The organism is Azoarcus sp. PA01, from assembly GCA_001274695.2.
Classification (GTDB): domain Bacteria; phylum Pseudomonadota; class Gammaproteobacteria; order Burkholderiales; family Rhodocyclaceae; genus Aromatoleum.
Genome location: LARU01000002.1, coordinates 1,817,687 through 1,834,068, shown reverse-complemented (window position 1 = coordinate 1,834,068; position 16,382 = coordinate 1,817,687). Strand labels below are relative to the sequence as shown.

Genomic DNA, 16,382 nt, shown 5'->3' with positions numbered 1-16,382 from the left:
GTGCGGACCCGGCTCAGTGGCCGGAGGCGCCGGCAGCGCCGATACCCGTTTCGGAGCGCACTTTCTGCGCGAGGTACCCCGCGCGGTCTTCCTTCGCCCGCGCGCTGTTGTCGAGGATCGAGAACAGCCAGATGCCGATGAAACCCGCCGCCATCGAGAACAGCGCCGGCGACGTGTAGGGGAACAGCGCCGAGCCCTTCGGGTTGCCGAGCGTCGCTTCCCACACCGACGGCGACACGACCGTCAGCGCGACCGCAGTGATCAGGCCGAGGAAACCGCCGATCGTCGCACCGCGCGTCGTGCAGTCCTTCCACAGCACCGACATGAACAGCACCGGGAAGTTGGCCGAGGCCGCGATCGCGAAGGCCAGGGACACCATGAACGCGATGTTCTGCTTCTCGAACGCGATGCCGAGCACGACCGCGATGACGCCGAGCGCGACGGTCGTCATCCGTGACACGCGCAGTTCCGACGCCGAATCGGCGTTGCCTTTCTTGAACACCGTGGCGTACAGGTCGTGCGACACTGCCGAAGCGCCCGACAGCGTCAGGCCAGCGACCACCGCGAGGATCGTCGCGAACGCGACCGCCGAGATGAAGCCGAGGAAGACGTTGCCGCCGACCGCATTGGCGAGGTGGATAGCCGCCATGTTGCCGCCGCCGATAAGGACGCCGTTCGGATCGAGGAAGCTCGGGTTCGTCGACACCAGCACGATCGCGCCGAAGCCGATGATGAAGGTCAGCACGTAGAAGTAGCCGATCCACGTCGTCGCCCAGAACACCGACTTGCGCGCCTGCTTCGCATCCGGCACGGTGAAGAAGCGCATCAGGATGTGCGGCAGACCGGCAGTACCGAACATCAGCGCCATGCCGAACGAGATCGCGGAGATCGGGTCCTTGATGAACGAACCCGGTCCCATGATCGCCTGGCCGATGATGCTCGCCTCTTCGGGAGTCTTGCCCGCCGACAGCGCGAGTTGCTCCTTGACCTGCGTCGAAGCGGCGAACAGCGCTTCCGGCGAGAAGTCGTAGGCCAGTAGCACCATGAAGGCCATGAACGACGCGCCGGCGAGCAGCAGGACAGCCTTGATGATCTGCACCCACGTCGTCGCGGTCATCCCGCCGAACAGCACGTACACCATCATCAACGCGCCGACGATGACGACCGCCATCCAGTACTCGAGGCCGAACAGCAGCTTGATCAGCTGGCCGGCACCGACCATCTGCGCGATCAGGTAGAACGCAACGACGACCAGCGTTCCCGACGCGGCGAATGCGCGGATCGGCGTCTGCTTGAAGCGGTACGCGGCAACGTCGGCGAACGTGAATTTGCCGAGGTTGCGCAGGCGTTCAGCCATCAGGAAAGTGATCACCGGCCAGCCGACGAGGAAGCCGATCGAGTAGATCAGTCCGTCGTAGCCGTTCGCCATGACCGCCGCGGAGATCCCGAGGAACGACGCCGCCGACATGTAGTCGCCGGCGATCGCCAGCCCGTTCTGGAAGCCGGTGATGCCGCCGCCGGCAGTGTAGAAGTCCGCTGCCGACTTGGTCTTCGCCGCGGCCCACTTGGTGATGAACAGCGTGAGGACGACGAAGCCGCCGAACATCGCGATCGCGGTCCAGTTAGTCGCCTGCTTCTCTGCCTGGCCGAGGTCGCCGCCTGCGGCGAGCGCCGCGGCAGACAGCAGCGCGAGGACGAGCCCCGCGCCCAGATGCGTGAAACGGCCGCTCATTTGGCGCTCTCCTGGATGATTTCCTGCGTCAGCTTGTCGAACTCGGAGTTCGCGCGCCGCACGTAAATGCCGGTGAGGACGATCGTGAACACGATCACCCCGAAACCCACCGGAATGCCCACCGTCATGACGCCTTCGCCGAGCCGCTGCGCGAACAGCTCCTTGTTGAACGCAATGACCGCGATGTAGCCGTAGTAGACGATCATCATGATCGCCGTCAACAGCCAGCCGTATGACGTGCGCAATTTCACCAGGCGTTGGTACTTCGGATTGGCAATGACTCTTGCCACCATGTCGTTTTGCATGTCTCCTCCACTCGTACGGTAGTCAGGCCGGATTTTCATCCGGACAGACGAAAAGTAGTCCCGGAGACTTACGTCCGGCTTACGCATCTCAAAAACTTGGTTTTATATGCGTATAAAGCGGTTTGGGTCGGCAGCGAGAGGCGAGCGGAGCGCGCGGCCTTGCGCCTGCGCAATCAGTTCACGCGCACCAACCGTCTCCGGTCCGCCAGCGGCGATGCCGGCGCCTGATCGGGCGCGACAAGCTGCATCGGGGTGCCGTCGGGCGCCGCAGGGAGTTCCCAAAGTTCGCGATAGGCCGCGCTGTAGTTCATCAGCTGCGCTTCCATACGCGCGAGGCGATCGGCCGGACGGGGTACGGCGGCCGGCCCGATCGCCGAGTAGCCGAGTCCGGCGCGCTGCCCTTCGACGCGCAGCCCGATGAAGTCGAGCATCGTCGGCAGCATGTCGAAATGCGTGACCTGGTCGGTATTCTTCACGAGCTTCCCGTCGCCGCCGATCAGCAGGTTGAAGATCGTGCGGTGCGGATTGCGGACCAGCTTGTCGTACGACGTGTTGCCCATCGCGAGGTGGTCGCCCTGCACGACGATCGCGACACGATCCATCCAGCCCTTCGCGGCGATATGCTCGATGAAGTCGGCAACCTGGCCGGCGGTGCATTCGACAATCCCGTCGAAGTCGCTCCGCCCTTCGCGCGCGCAGCGCGACGACAGATGCCCGTAGGGGTGGTGGGTGTCGATCGTCAGCACCGTCAGGTTGAACGGCCGTTTCGCTTTCATCAGCACGCCGAGTTCCTCGCGCGCGCGGCGGAACAGGTCGTCGTCGTGCAGCCCCCAGCCGCTCATCGTCTCGGGTTTTTCGCCGAGGCCGACCCACTCTTCGCGGCCGAGCACTTTCGCGTAATGGTGATCGCGGAAGAAGTTGCCGACTCCGCCGAACACGAGGCTCGAGCCGTTCAGGAACACGTTCGTGTAGCCGGCATCAGCGAGGATGTCGCCGAGGCAATGCGCCCGCGGCAGGAACCGGTCGATCTGCTCGCCCTGCGTGTTGCCGCCGAACAGCGCGACCGATTTCAGCGGCAGCCCGCACTGCGTCGCGACGATTCCCGCGATCGTGAAATGGGCGCCGGGCATCTGGCGATAGTCGTCGAACGAGATCGCCCGCGACTTGTAGGCGTTGAGACGGTGGAGCAGGTCGTGCCCGAACAGCGCCGGGTCCGAGTAAGTGTTTTCGAGGCTTTCGACGTAGATCAGGACGAGATTTTTCGGCTTCTCCTGGCGCAAGCTGACGTGGCGCGGGTCGACATAGGATCCGGAAAAATAATCCTCGCCGAAATAGGTGCGCACGTAGCTCGCGAGCGAGAAGCTGTCGATGAAGAACGCCGCCCCCGCCCCGAACACGACCAGCGGCAGCGCGTGCGGCAGCGCGCGCCGGAACGTCCTTCTGAGCAGTTCGCCGAGGTGCGCGCCGCCCCTGCGCGCCGCCTCGATCGCCGGGCCGATCACCCGCATCGGCACGGCTTCGCGATGGGCGCGCAGGTAGCGGACGTACGTGTCGAGGGCCCACAGCACGAGCGCGAGGGCGACCGGCAGCGCAACGCCGCGCCACACGAAGCGCACGAGCAGTTCCGGGTCGCTCGACAGCAGGCCTTCGGTGCCGAGATTCAGGTGATAGAGCACCTGGTCGATGCTGACCGAGCCGAACTCGTCGGTCAGCCAGTTGGGGACGGCGTAGAGGAGACAGCCTGCGAGATAGGCGAGGGGCTTCAAGAGTGGGTGCAGACGCATGGCCAGGCCCTCCGGAGGCCGGCTTCCGGACGCAGGCAGGGTCCGGAAGGTGCGCAATATTACCGTAATGTTGCAGCGGCCACGGAACCGACGGTCGAAGTGCCGGCTCGGAGGCCGCGATCGGCATGACGAAAAGCTCGCGTCTGCCACCCCGCAGCGCAGCGACGAATGCGGTATTGCTGTGGCAAAGTAGCGTCTTGTCGCCTACCAGGCTTCGCGCCTTCACTGCATGAGACCCACCCGCGCGCTGATCGATCTCGACGCCCTGCGCCACAACTACCGTCTCGCCCGGGGCCGGCACGGAGGCCGCGCGCTGGCCGTCGTCAAGGCGAACGCATACGGTCACGGCGCGGTGCAGTGCGCACGCGCGCTCGCCGCGGACGCGGACGGCTTCGCGGTCGCGTTTCTCGAAGAAGCGCTCGAACTGCGCGCTGCCGGCATCGACCTGCCGATCCTGCTGCTCGAAGGCGTGTTCGCCGCCGCCGAGCTCGACGAAGTGGTTCGCCACGACCTGTGGATCGTCGTCCATCATGCCGAGCAGCTGCGCATCATCGACCACGCGCGGCCGGCGCTGCCGCTCGAAGTCTGGCTGAAGATGAACAGCGGCATGAACCGCGCCGGCTTCCTGTCGCACGAGCTGCGCCCGGCGTGGCAGCGTCTCAAGGACAGCGGCAAGGTCGCCGGCATCACGCTGATGACGCACTTCGCGCGCGCCGACGAGCCGCAAGTCGTCGCGACGAGCGAACAGCTCGCGGCCTTCGACACTGCGACGCGCGAGCTGCCCGGTCCGCGCAGCCTCGCGAACTCCGGCGCGATTCTCGGCTGGCCCGCGGCGCACCGCGACTGGGCGCGCCCGGGCATCCTGTTGTACGGCGCCGATCCGATGCCCGACGAGCCGAACGGACTGCTGCCGGTGATGACGCTCGACAGTGCGGTGATCGCGGTACGCGAAATACCGGCAGGTGCGCCGCTAGGCTACGGCGCGCGCTTCCACGCCGAGCGCGCGACTCGCGTCGGCCTCGTCGCGCTCGGCTACGCCGACGGCTATCCGCGCAGCGTGCCGAACGGCACGCCGGTCGCCGTCGACGGCGTGCGCACGCGCCTGATCGGGCGCGTGTCGATGGACCTGCTGACGATCGACCTCACCGATCTGCCCGACGCCGGCCTCGGCAGCCGCGTCGAGCTGTGGGGTGCGAACATCCCGGTGAACCGCATCGCGCAGGCCGCGAAGACGATTTCGTACGAACTGCTGTGCAACGTCAAGCGGGTACGTTTCGACTATTCCGGCTGAGCGGACTGCCGGAGGCGGGGGCGGCATGGCGAATGGCACGAGACGAACGCTCGCCGCGCTGATCGCGGCGGGAAGCATGCTGCTTGCCGCGTGTGCCGGTCCGCCGTTGCGCGCGACCCTGCGTGACGACCTGCACGCGCGCTGCGAAGCCCTCTTCGCCCGCGTCGATGACGTTGTCACGCGCGAAGGAGTCGGCGACGCGTCGGTGGCGCGCATCCGCGGCTTTCCGCACCTGAGAGTCGATCGCCTGCTCGCGAGCTTCCGCGCGCAAGCGACCGGGGACGCGGCGATACGCTTCTGGGCCGGGCGACTCGCGCATCTCGACGCCGCGGCGCGGGCCGCCGAAATCGCGAACCTGCCGCCGCCGGCACGCGACGCGCTCACCGCCGCGATTCGCCCGCCGCACGCCGACCTCGCCGCGGCGCTCGCGCAGTGTCGGGACGAACTGCTCGCGGCCGACCTCGGCGACCCTGCCCGGCTCGCCGCGCTGCGCGACGCCGCAGTCGTGCCGGACGACTACAGCACCGTTCGGCGCATTGCCGGCCTCTACCCGCTGACGCGGATCCCGTTCGCCGCCGGCGTGCGCATGTTCGAGCGCGACACCGCGCAAGTGTTCGCGCTGCCGCTTGCCGCGTTGCCCGTTCAGGGTCGGCTGCAGCGCTTCGCGCCGCCCGACGAAGCATCGCCGTCGCGACGCGAACAGGCGCGACGGGTCCGCGAGGCGGCGGCGAATCCGCTCGGCGTGCCGTACGTCGACGGCGAAGCGCTGCGCGTTCTCGCGCATGCCCATGCGCCGGTGCTCGAAGTCGATGTCGCGGGCGACGACGACCTGATCGGTACGCCGGCGTGGCCACCGCGCGGCCCGGCAAGGATCGATCCGTCGCAGCCCGCCGTTTTCTACCGCGCGGCGCACACGCGCGTCGGCGAGCACGTGCTGCTGCAGCTCGTCTATACGGCGTGGTTCCCGGCGCGTCCTCCCCGCGGCGCGCTCGACCTGCTCGCCGGCCATCTCGACGGCCTCGTGTGGCGCGTGACCCTTGCGCCCGACGGCGAACCGCTGCTGTTCGACAGCATCCACCCGTGCGGCTGCTACCATTTTTTCTTCCCGACACCGCGAGCGCGACCGCGCGTCGCGCCGGCTTCGCTCGACGAGTGGCGGTTCGTGCCGCAGGCCGTGCCGCATCACCCCGAGCCGCAACGCGTCGTGCTGCGCATCGCCTCGCGCACGCATTACCTGCAGCGCGTGCACGAGCTGCCTTCTCCGGTGTCGATGCCGTCGTCCCGTTATGCGCTGCACGCGGAAGACGTGCTGCGCCGCCTGCCGCTGCAGCACGGCGAAAGCCGCAGCCTGTACGGTCCCGACGGCTTCGTCGGCGGCACCGAACGCGCCGAGCGCTTCCTCTTCTGGCCGATGGGAATCGTCAACGCAGGGGCGATGCGCCAGTGGGGGCGGCACGCGACCGCGTTCGTCGGGCGCCGTCATTTCGATGATCCGCGCCTGATCGACGAGCGCTTCGAACTGCTCATCGACGGCGGCAATGTTCCGCCGCCAAACACTCGTTGACGTCGCGGCGCCGCCACGCGATTCTTGTTCTTGCTCAAGGCGACAGCGCTTGCGGCTCCCTAGCATTTCCAACCAGCGGACACTTGCCGCACCCACCCCCACCCCGGAGGATACTTCCATGAATGAACTGCCGATCATCGACCGTTCCGTATTCCCGTTCGACGCCCGCGGCGTCGCCAAGCGTTTTCGCCATGCGGCCATTTTCGGCGCCCTCGAGTCCCTGGAAGAAGGGGAAACGATGCGTTTCGTCAACGACCATGACCCGCTGCCGCTGCTCGGCCAGATCCAGCAGCGTTATGGGTCGCAGATCAAGATCAATTACGTCGCCCGTGAGCCGGGCAATATCGTCATCGATTTCACCGTCCAGCTGAACGCCCAGGAGCCCGCACCGGTCGAACCGGCTCCGCGCAGCGCCGGCGGATGTGGCGGTGGTGGCGGCGGCTGCGGCTGCGCCGGGACCTGAGTTCGTCCCTGAGCCGTCCCATTGCAGCGGACGCGCGGAGTGCCAAGTGCGCTCCGGCGCGCCCGGCTCGCAGGCAATCGCCCGCCGTCCTCCCGGAAATGGCGCCGTTCGCCCGCCTCGTGCGGAGGACGGCGCTAGTTGCGGAGCCGGTCGATGACGATCTCGACGTTCGCCGCATCGGGCGCGACGTTGACCGCCTGCCCTTCGAGATCGCCTGCCTGGGCGGTCGCCTCCCCGTGCTTCGCCAATCTCGCCCCGATGCTCAACTGCGCCGGGAGAGGTTCCTTCGACATGCGCGGTGCGTTTTCGAAGCTGAATGACGCGGGCAGATCGCCGGCGCGCAGACGCAGCGCCGCGACCGGCATCCCCCCTTCCACCGGGCGGGCGAAGACGAACACGGTGTCGTCCGCTTCGACCTGCGCGGCAAGCTCGGCCGAGATGCTGATCCGCCCGCTGACCTTGAGCGCTTCGCCGGCCCCCTCGACCGCTCCCTCGGCAGATCTATTCCCGGCACTGTCGCCCGTGCGCGCCGCCCCCCGGCCGGCCGCTTCCAGCAACGGCATGCCCCCCTTCGCGCGCGCCTCGTTGATGCTGGACACCACCGCTGCGTAAACCCCTTCGCTGGGGTCCATGTTCGCGAGAATGCGCTCCCAGTGCGCGGATGCGGCGGCGAAGTCCTCGCGCTGGAACGCTGCCGTGCCGGCGAGCGCGAGCGCCTTGAGGTGCGTCGGGTCGAGTTCGAGCGCGCGGCCGATCAGGCGATCGGGGTCGCCGTCGAAGCTGCCGCCTGCTGCGCCGGCGAGCAGGTCGGCCCAGTCGGCGAGGACGTCCGGCTGGTCCGGGATGTTCGCGCCGAGCTTGCGCCACGTTGCCGCAGCCCCGTCGAGATCGTTCGTCATCGAGTAGGAGCGGCCGAGCATCATCCACCCTTCGACATCATCCGGCTCGCGTTCGAGGCGCTGCGCGAGCTGGGCGACGAGCGCCGACATCTGCTCGGGCGTGATCCGGTGTTCTTCCTGGGCGGCGATCTGCGCCGGATCGAGGCCGCGCGGTTCACCCAGTACGAGGTAGAACAGCACCGCGAGCGCCGGCAGCGCGACGACGATCGCGACCGCCCAGCGGCGTGCCGGCCGCAGATCGGCGCCGCCTTCGGCCGCGCGCCCTTCTTCGAGCGCGCGCTGTTCGAGCTCTTCGCGCGAGCGCTGATAGTCGGCCTCGGCAATGTGGCCGGCCGCATGTTCGGCCTCGAGCTCCGCGAGTTGCTCGCGCAGCACGACGAGCACGGTTTCGGCCTGGCGCTGCCGGTGCGCCTGTTCGCGCGCGCGGCTCCCGCCCCCGAGCAGCGGCGGAACGACAAGCAGCAACGCACCGGCCACCAGCACGGTGGCCAGAATCAGGAAGGGAATCACGAACGGGGCTCCTCGGAGGAAGGGGGCGTGCCAGGGGACGTGCCGTCGAGCAAGGCGCGGGCGCGGGCACGGTCGGCCGGCGTCAAGTGCGGCGCGCTGCGGACCTCCTCGGCGCGGCGGCGCAGGCGCCATCCGAGCCAGCCCGCCCCGGCGACGAGCAGCAGCGCCGGTCCGAGCCACAGCAGCAGCGTCGTGCCCTTGAACGGCGGCAGATACAACACGAAATCGCCATAGCGGGCGACGAGATAATCGACGACCGCCTCTTCGCTCTTGCCGGCCGCGAGCTGCTCGCGGACCTGATTGCGCAGGTCGAGCGCGAGCGGCGCGTTCGATTCGGCGATCGACTGGTTCTGGCACACCAGGCAGCGCAGCTTGTGCGACAGATCCATGACGCGTTCTTCGAGCTGCGGGTCGGTCACGAGCGGCGTGGCTTCGTCGGCGGCGAACGCCTGCAGCGCGGCGACGGCGAGGATCAGCGTGAACAGCACGGCCGACACGGCCGAAGGCAGCAGATGCCGGAAAGATCTAGCTCGCACGCGACAGCTCCGCGATCTTCGGCAGCAGCACGTCGCGCACCGCCTCCCGCGTCACCGGCCCGATATGCTTGTAGCGGATCACGCCCTGCCGGTCGATGAGGAAAGTCTCGGGCACGCCATACACCCCGTAGTCGATGCCGACGCGGCCATCCGCGTCGACGACCGAAGTCGTGTAGGGGTCGCCGTGCGCTTCGAGCCAGGCGATCGCTTCGGGGCGCGTGTCCTTGTAATTGAGGCCGACGAGCGGCACGACCTTGTCGCGCGCGAGTTCCATCAGCACCGGATGCTCTTCGCGGCACGACACGCACCACGACGCCCAGACGTTCAGCAGCCACACTTCGCCGCGCATGTCGGCCACACCGAGCGCGGTGTCGGGGGCTGCGAGCGTCGCGAGGCGGAACTCGGGTGCCGGTTTGTCGACCAGCGGCGACGGCACTTCGCGCGGATTGAGCTGCAGGCCGTAGCCGAGGAAGCCCGCCAGCACGAGGAACAGCGCGAGGGGGACGAGAAACTTCGCTTTCATTGTCGATCACTCATGTCGTGCGGCGCGCCGTGCCGGCAGGGACTTCACGCTCGGCGAGGCGGCGGTAGCGACGATCCGCGGCCGCGAAAACGCCCCCGACCGCCATCAGCAAGCAGCCGAGCCATACCCAGCTGATGAAAGGTTTGTAGAACAGGCCGACGACCCAGCTGCCGTCGTCGAGGCGGTCGCCGAGGTTTACGTACACGTCGCGGAACGGGCCGATGTCGATCGACGCCTCGGTCATCGGCATCTGCTGCGCGATGTAGAAGCGTTTTTCCGGGTGCAGCGTCGCGACCGGAATGCCGCTGCGCGTCACGTCGATCGTCGCCCGGGCGGCGTCGTAGTTCGGCCCCGGAGCGTCGGCGACACCGCGGAACGTGAAAGTGTAGCCGGCGAGCTGTGCGGTCTGGCCCGGCTGCATCCTGACGTCGAGGCGCTCGTGGAGACTGCCGGCCATCGTCGCGCCGATGATGAAGATGCCGATGCCGAGGTGGGCGAGCCACATTCCCCACCACGCTGACGGGATGCCGCGCAGCACTGCCGCGGCGCTCGCGCCACGACGTTCCGCGAAACGGGTCATCAGCAGCCGCGCGCTGCCGAGCAGCACCCACGCCGCCAGCACCAGCCCGAGCACGGTGCGCACCGTGACGTGCCCGACTGCGAACGCGACGCCGAGCCCGATCGCGATGCTCGCGACCATCACCGGCAGCAGCGGCCGCAGCACGCGCCCGATGCCGTCGCCTTTCCAGCGCACGAACGGCCCGAGCACCATCAGCACGACGACCGGCGTCATCAGCGGCACGAACACCGCTTCGAAGTACGGCGGCCCGACCGAGATCTTGCCGAGGTTCAACGCATCGAGGAACAGCGGGTAGAGCGTTCCGAGCAGCACCGAACCCGTCGCCACCGCGAGCAGGACGTTGTTGCCGAGCAGCGTCGCGTCGCGCGACACGAGGCCGAAGCTGCCGCCGCCGGCGAGCTTCGGCGCGCGCCACGCGAACAGCGTCAGCGAAACGCCGATCACGACGACCAGCAGCGCGAGGATGAACAGGCCGCGTCTCGGGTCGGTCGCGAACGCGTGCACCGAAGTGATGACGCCCGAGCGGACCAGGAAAGTGCCGAGCAGCGACAGCGAGAACGCACTGATCGCGAGCAGGATCGTCCAGCTGCGGAACGCGCCGCGTTTCTCGGTGACCGCGAGCGAATGGATCAGCGCGGTGCCGAGCAGCCACGGCATGAAGGACGCGTTCTCGACCGGATCCCAGAACCACCAGCCGCCCCAGCCGAGCTCGTAGTAGGCCCAGCCCGACCCGACTGCGATGCCGGCGGTGAGGAACACCCACGCGACCGTCGTCCACGGCCGCGACCAGCGCGCCCAGGCGGCATCCATGCGGCCACTGAGCAGCGCGGCGATCGCGAACGCGAACGCGACCGAAAAGCCGACGTAGCCCATGTACAGCAGCGGCGGGTGGATGATCATGCCGGCGTCCTGGAGCAGCGGGTTGAGGTCGCGCCCCTGCGCGACCGCCGGCAGCAGGCGGTCGAAAGGATTCGACGTGACCAGCGTGAACGACAGGAAGCCGGCGCTGATCCAGCCGAGCACGCCGAGGACGCGCGCCATGAACGCGTCGGGCAGGTTGCGGCTGAACACCGTCACCGCGACCGTCCATAGCGACAGCGACAGCGCCCACAGCAGCAGCGACCCTTCGTGGTTGCCCCACACGCCGGTGATCTTGTAGACGAGCGGCGTGTCGGTATGCGAATTGACTGCCGCGAGCTGCAGCGAGAAGTCGCTCGTGACGAACGCCCAGGTCAGGCAGCCGAAGGCGAACGCGATGGCGAGGAACTGCCCCTGCGCCGCCGGCCGCCCGACCGCCATCAGCGCGACGCGGTTGCGGTTCGCGCCGACCATCGGGACGACCGCCTGGACGAGCGCGAGCACCAGCGCGAGGATCAGCGCGAAATGACCGAGTTCGGGAATCATTGGGCCACCGTCTGTGCCGCTTTCTTGGCCTGATCGACAGCGTGCTGCGCCTCGGGCGGCATGTAGTTTTCGTCGTGCTTGGCGAGCACTTCGGACGCCTGGAACTGGCCGTCCGCGCCGAGCGTGCCCTGCACCACCGCGCCTTTCCCTTCGCTGAAAAGGTCGGGCAGGGAGCCTTTGTACGAGACCGGGATCACTTTTGCCGTGTCGGTGATCGCGAACTGCACGGTCACGCCGTCGGCAGCACGGCGGATCGAGCCGGTTTCGACCATCCCGCCGATGCGAAACGCGCGACCGACGGGTGCCTTGCCTTCGGCCACTTCGGTCGGCGTATGGAAGAACACGAGGTTCTGCTGGAACGCGTTCAGCACCAGCGCCACCGCACCGACCAGCAACGCGACGGCGCCGGCGACGAGCAGCAGACGTTTGCTACGGGGTTTCATTCAACGATCTCCTCAAAAGCACGTCGCCCGCCGCTGCCGCCCGTCCTCGCGCGGCGCAGCCTCAGCAGACGCCGCAGGGCGTCCTTACGACGGCGCATCACCATGATCAGTTCCCCGGCCACCAGCAGCGCCGTGATGCCGTAGCTGCCCCACACGAACGGGGCCGCGCCTCCCATCTGCCAGAACGCGCTCCATGATTCCCACTGCATCAGATCCTGCCCTCCAGCGCGTCGAGCTCGGCCGCGACCCATTCGGCGTGGCGCTCGCGCTCGAGAATCAGCGGGCGCACCCGCCACAAGGTCACGGTGATCGTGTAGGCCCAGGACGCGAGCGCCATGACGAGCATCCCCGCGAGCATCGTCGCGGCCATCGAAGGCGCTTTCGTCAGGCTCACCGACGCTCCCTGGTGCAGCGTGTTCCACCACTTCACCGAGAAATAGATGATCGGCACATTGACGGCGCCGACGAGTGCGATGATCGCGCCGGCCTTGTCGGCGCGGCGCGGATCCTCGATCGCCTCGGTCAGCGCCATGAAGCCGAAGTACAGGAACAGCAGCAGCAGCTGCGACGTCAGCCGCGCATCCCACACCCAGTATGCGCCCCACGTCGGCTTGCCCCACAGCGCGCCGGTCACCAGCGCGACGACACAGAACATCGCCCCGGTCGGCGCCAGCGCGCGCGCCATCATGAACGACAGGCGGGTGTTCATGACCAGCCCGACCGCCGACCAGAACGCCATGATCAGATACACGAACATCGACATCCACGCCGCCGGGACGTGGATGAAGATCACGCGATACACCTCGCCCTGCTGCGCGTCGGTCGGCGCGACGAAGAACGCGAGCCACAGCCCGAGGATCGTGAGCACCGCGGCAGCCCCGGCGAACCACGGCGCCAGCGCGCCCGCGAGCGGATAGAACAGCTGGGGGGCCGCGAAGCGAAACAGGCTCTTGCCGCGTTCAGGTCTTTTCATCTCTTTCATCATTCGACTGCGATTCTGAGCGCCGCCGCGCATGCGACCGGCGCCAGCGCCAGCGCCCCGAGCAGCCCGCCCCCGAGGAGCAGGATATGCGCGTCCGCGCCGGTGCCGGAAAGGTGGGAATCCACCGCGCCGGCGCCGAAAATCAGCACCGGAACGAACAGCGGCAGGACCAGCAGCGCGAGCAGCATGCCGCCGCCGCGCAGCCCGAGCGTCAAGGCCGCGCCCACCGCACCGAGCAGAGCCAGGATCGGGGTGCCGAGCGCCAACGATAGGACGAGGACCCCGAGCGCTCCTTGCTCCACATCAAACAGCAGCGCCAGCGCAGGCGCGACGATCACGAGCGGCAGGCCGGTCGCGATCCAGTGCGCGACGACCTTGGCGACGACCCACAGCACGGTCGGCTCCGGCGACAGCAGCAACTGCTCGAGCGTGCCGTCGGCGTGATCCTGCGCGAACAGGCGGTGCAGCGACAGCAGCGTCGCGAGCAGCGCCGCGACCCACAGCACGCCGGGCGCGATCGAGCGCAGCTGGTTCGTTTCGGCGCCGACGCCGAACGGAAACAGGCACACCACGACGACGAAGAACGCGAGCGTGACCAGCACGTCGGCCCGGCCTCGCCAGGCGAGCAGCAGATCGCGGTGCAGCACGGCGGCAAACGGACCGAGCGTACGGCTCAAGCGGCCACCTCGGAAAGATCCAGCACCGTCGGCGGCACGGCAAAAGGAGCGTCCTGATGCGTCGTCAGGATCACGATGCCGCCCGCGGCGCAGTGATCCGAGAGCGTCGTCGCGAGATCGGCGACCGCCGCGGCGTCGAGCGCCGTGAACGGTTCGTCGAGCACCCACAGGCCGCGGCGGATGCCGAGAAAAAGGCGCGCCAGCCCGACGCGCCGGCGCTGGCCCTGCGACAGCACGCGCGCCGGCAGATCGAGCTGGTCGGCGAGGCCGATGCGCACGAGCGCATCGACGCAAGCGTCCTCGTCGACGTCGTCGCCCGCCGCGGCGCACGCGAAGCGCAGGTTTTCGAGCGGCGTGAGCAGATCGTTCAGGGCCGGCGCATGGCCGAGATAGAGCAGCGTGCGATGAAAGGACTCGCGGTCGCCGGCGATCGGCCGGCCGTTCCAGCGGATCTCGCCCGCTTCGGGATGCGCGAGCCCGCACAGGATGCGTAGCAGGCTGGTTTTGCCGAAGCCGTTCGGACCGGCGATCCGCAGCATGGCGCCGGGCGCCACCTGCAGGGAGAGGCCCCGGAACAACAGGCGGTCACCCTTCAGACAGGCGAGATCGGCGGCATAAAGCATGGGCGTGGATTTAACCACAGAGCGGAGCGCTCCGGGAGGCTGCTTGAGTGGCGAACAGCGCGGTTTCGCCGCGGGAATGCGAAACCGCCATTCAGGCTCACTCGAACTCGCTCACTGCGGTTTCGCCGCGGCCGGCCTCCGACCCGCCCCATCACGACCGCGCGCGAGCGCGGATCCTCACAGGCGTGAAAGTTCCAGGATACGGGGGTCGCCGATCCACGCCTTGTCGAGCAAAGTTCTGACGGCCTGAGCACTCGCTGCATCACCGCGCTGCTCGTAAAGCCGCATCAAGCCGAACAGCGCCCAGCCGTTGTTGGGCGCGCGTGCCAGGCTCGAGCGCAGCACGTTCTCCGCATTGTCCAGATCCCCGGCGAGCAGCAGCGCCGCCCCGAGGGACTGGCGCGTCGGATAGTACCAATAGGGTGGCTCGGTGTAGGCCAGCCGATCTTCGAGCGCGACCGCCGCTTCGAAATGGCGGACGGCGCGCGCCGGGTCCCGGTTCGCCTGGGCGATGCGCGCGCGCAGCACCTGTTCGGCGAGGCGCAGCACGTCCTTCGCCGGCACGCCGCCGGCGACCAGATCGGCAAAGTCGTTTTGCTGCTCGAGGCGGACGATCGCATCGACTTCGGCCTGCGCCGCGCTCACGTCCCCGGCGCCCGCGAGGCCGACCCCGCGAGCGTAGTGCCACATCGCCTGCACATAGGGGAAGTCGGCCCCCGGATCGGGCAGGGCGAGAATGGTCTTCGCGTCACTGAACTGCGCGTGGGCGAAATAGGGCGCGGCCATGATCGGCTGCACCCACGGGATGTTCCTCGCCGCTGCATCGGAGACGATCCGGCCCAGCTTGTCGGCGGACTCGATTGCGCTGGCGCCATCGCCGGCCATCTGCGCGGATACCATCAGCGAATGAATGTTGTGCGGATAGTAGGCCTGCGGATAGATGCCGACCGGCGCCGAACGGGCGATGTAGGTCTCGTCCGCCCGCACCGCCTGCCGGTTCGCCTCGATCGCCTCCTTGTACATGCCGACACGGAAGAAAGTGTGGAACGGCATATGCACGACATGCCCGGCGCCGGGCATCAGCCGGCCCAGACGTTGCGCGTAAGGGACGGCGCGCCCAGGATCGCTGGAACTCTCGGTGAGATGAATGTAGTAGTGAATCGCCCCCGGATGATCGGGCGTCCTGCGCAGCACTTTCTCGAGCAGGGCGACGATCTCGGCCGCGCGCCCTTTCGGTAGGAAACCGCCGGCTTCCCAGTAGTCCCAAGGCTGCCGATCCATCAGCGCTTCGGCGTAGGTCAGCGTGATCTGGTCGTCGTCGGGGTAGCACTGCGCGACCCGCTGCATCGCGTCGGCATAGGCCGCATCGAGCGCCGCGCGGTCGGCCTGCGGCGCCTGCGCGTAGCGCGCCGTCAGCGCTTCGATCAGCGCGCGTTCCTTCGCGCTCGCGCTGGCCGAGCGCTGTTGCGCCTTGGTCACCGCGTCAAAAGCGGGCGCGACCGCAGCGGCGTCCATCGGCGCGTTGATGTTCGGCCCGAGGACCAGCGCTTCCCCCCAGTAACACATCGCGCACTCGGGATCGAGCGTGCGCGCCTTGCGAAAAGCGCGCAGCGCCTCGCCATGGTTGAAAGCGTAGGCAAGACGCAAGCCCTGATCGAAGAATCGCTGCGCAGTGGGTATCGAAGTCGTGATCGGGTAGTGCAAAGTGCCCAGGTCGTCCATGAGCCGCGGGTTGGCATCGGCGTGGGCGATCGACTCGGCATCCGGGATCGCTCTGCTGAACGGACCGACTTCGGTTCGCGCCGGCGCACGGCCGCTTTCCGCTTGCGCCATCGCGAGCCGGAAGAAGGTCTTGTGCTGTGGTCCGCTGCGTTGCGGCGCACAGAACGGTGCGCCGATCGTCGTCAGCAGTGCGGAAGTATTGTCCATGCGCCACGCGCGGTACTCGCCGAACGCGATCGTACCGATCAGGCCCGCACCGATCAGGGTCGTGATGAGGAGCTTGCGTTTCAACATGGTCGGGTTCCTCCGCGAAAAACGCTCCCTGCCAGGAAGTGCCGTTTGCA

At 68.1% G+C, this 16,382-nt stretch carries 16 protein-coding genes; 3 read left to right on the top strand and 13 right to left on the bottom strand.

Annotated elements, in window-relative coordinates:
* Nucleotides 1–13: 13 nt before the first annotated feature.
* From PA01_09425 to PA01_09415, 3 genes are all read right to left on the bottom strand, one after another.
* The gene (locus tag PA01_09425; GenBank protein ID KON81780.1) at nt 14–1,732 is read right to left on the bottom strand and encodes a cation acetate symporter; all 1,719 of its coding nucleotides are present in this window, start codon (nt 1,730–1,732) and stop codon (nt 14–16) included.
* Nucleotides 1,729–2,037: a DUF485 domain-containing protein gene (locus tag PA01_09420; protein ID KON81779.1), complete on the bottom strand. Its 309-nt coding sequence runs from the start codon at nt 2,035–2,037 to the stop codon at nt 1,729–1,731. Before PA01_09420 ends, PA01_09425 begins: the two co-directional genes overlap by 4 nt.
* Before the next feature lie 173 nt (nt 2,038–2,210).
* A complete protein-coding gene (locus PA01_09415) occupies nt 2,211–3,821 on the bottom strand; it encodes a sulfatase-like hydrolase/transferase (GenBank protein ID KON81778.1) in 1,611 nt (536 codons plus the stop codon).
* Nucleotides 3,822–4,050: 229 nt separating this feature from the next.
* On the opposite strand from PA01_09415, the gene alr reads away from it, so the two are divergent.
* From alr to PA01_09400, 3 genes are all read left to right on the top strand, one after another.
* Nucleotides 4,051–5,112, top strand: a complete 1,062-nt coding sequence (alr, locus tag PA01_09410) for an alanine racemase (protein KON81777.1) — start codon at nt 4,051–4,053, stop codon at nt 5,110–5,112.
* A 25-nt stretch (nt 5,113–5,137) separates the two neighbouring features.
* Nucleotides 5,138–6,676, top strand: coding sequence for a hypothetical protein (locus tag PA01_09405; GenBank protein ID KON81776.1), 1,539 nt, complete (start codon nt 5,138–5,140; stop codon nt 6,674–6,676).
* A 118-nt stretch (nt 6,677–6,794) separates the two neighbouring features.
* Nucleotides 6,795–7,139, top strand: a complete 345-nt coding sequence (locus tag PA01_09400; GenBank protein ID KON81775.1) for a DUF2249 domain-containing protein — start codon at nt 6,795–6,797, stop codon at nt 7,137–7,139.
* A gap of 134 nt (nt 7,140–7,273) precedes the next feature.
* Here PA01_09400 and ccmI read toward each other — a convergent pair whose 3' ends face one another.
* The 10 genes from ccmI to PA01_09350 form a co-directional block, all read right to left on the bottom strand.
* Complete coding sequence (ccmI, locus tag PA01_09395) at nt 7,274–8,548, bottom strand: c-type cytochrome biogenesis protein CcmI (GenBank protein KON81774.1); 1,275 nt, start codon at nt 8,546–8,548, stop codon at nt 7,274–7,276.
* Entirely contained in the window at nt 8,545–9,084 is a 540-nt protein-coding gene (locus tag PA01_09390) for a cytochrome c-type biogenesis protein CcmH (protein KON81773.2), read from the bottom strand. Before PA01_09390 ends, ccmI begins: the two co-directional genes overlap by 4 nt.
* The gene (locus PA01_09385) at nt 9,074–9,607 is read right to left on the bottom strand and encodes a DsbE family thiol:disulfide interchange protein (protein ID KON81772.1); all 534 of its coding nucleotides are present in this window, start codon (nt 9,605–9,607) and stop codon (nt 9,074–9,076) included. Before PA01_09385 ends, PA01_09390 begins: the two co-directional genes overlap by 11 nt.
* 10 nt (nt 9,608–9,617) lie before the next feature.
* Nucleotides 9,618–11,591 (bottom strand): heme lyase CcmF/NrfE family subunit, encoded by a 1,974-nt coding sequence (locus PA01_09380; GenBank protein KON81771.1) that lies wholly within the window; start codon nt 11,589–11,591, stop codon nt 9,618–9,620.
* Entirely contained in the window at nt 11,588–12,034 is a 447-nt protein-coding gene (ccmE, locus tag PA01_09375) for a cytochrome c maturation protein CcmE (protein ID KON81770.1), read from the bottom strand. The genes PA01_09380 and ccmE overlap by 4 nt, the downstream gene beginning before the upstream one ends.
* The gene (gene ccmD, locus PA01_09370) at nt 12,031–12,243 is read right to left on the bottom strand and encodes a heme exporter protein CcmD (protein ID KON81769.1); all 213 of its coding nucleotides are present in this window, start codon (nt 12,241–12,243) and stop codon (nt 12,031–12,033) included. The genes ccmE and ccmD overlap by 4 nt, the downstream gene beginning before the upstream one ends.
* On the bottom strand, nt 12,243–13,007 hold the full coding sequence (gene ccmC / locus PA01_09365; GenBank protein KON82420.1) for a heme ABC transporter permease CcmC: 765 nt from the start codon (nt 13,005–13,007) through the stop codon (nt 12,243–12,245). Before ccmC ends, ccmD begins: the two co-directional genes overlap by 1 nt.
* Before the next feature lie 8 nt (nt 13,008–13,015).
* Nucleotides 13,016–13,693 carry a heme exporter protein CcmB gene (ccmB, locus tag PA01_09360; GenBank protein KON81768.1) on the bottom strand — a complete coding sequence of 226 codons (678 nt, stop codon included), beginning with the start codon at nt 13,691–13,693 and terminating at the stop codon, nt 13,016–13,018.
* Nucleotides 13,690–14,316, bottom strand: a complete 627-nt coding sequence (gene ccmA, locus PA01_09355) for a cytochrome c biogenesis heme-transporting ATPase CcmA (GenBank protein KON81767.1) — start codon at nt 14,314–14,316, stop codon at nt 13,690–13,692. The genes ccmB and ccmA overlap by 4 nt, the downstream gene beginning before the upstream one ends.
* 177 nt (nt 14,317–14,493) lie before the next feature.
* Entirely contained in the window at nt 14,494–16,332 is a 1,839-nt protein-coding gene (locus PA01_09350) for a tetratricopeptide repeat protein (GenBank protein KON81766.1), read from the bottom strand.
* Nucleotides 16,333–16,382 lie beyond the last annotated feature (50 nt).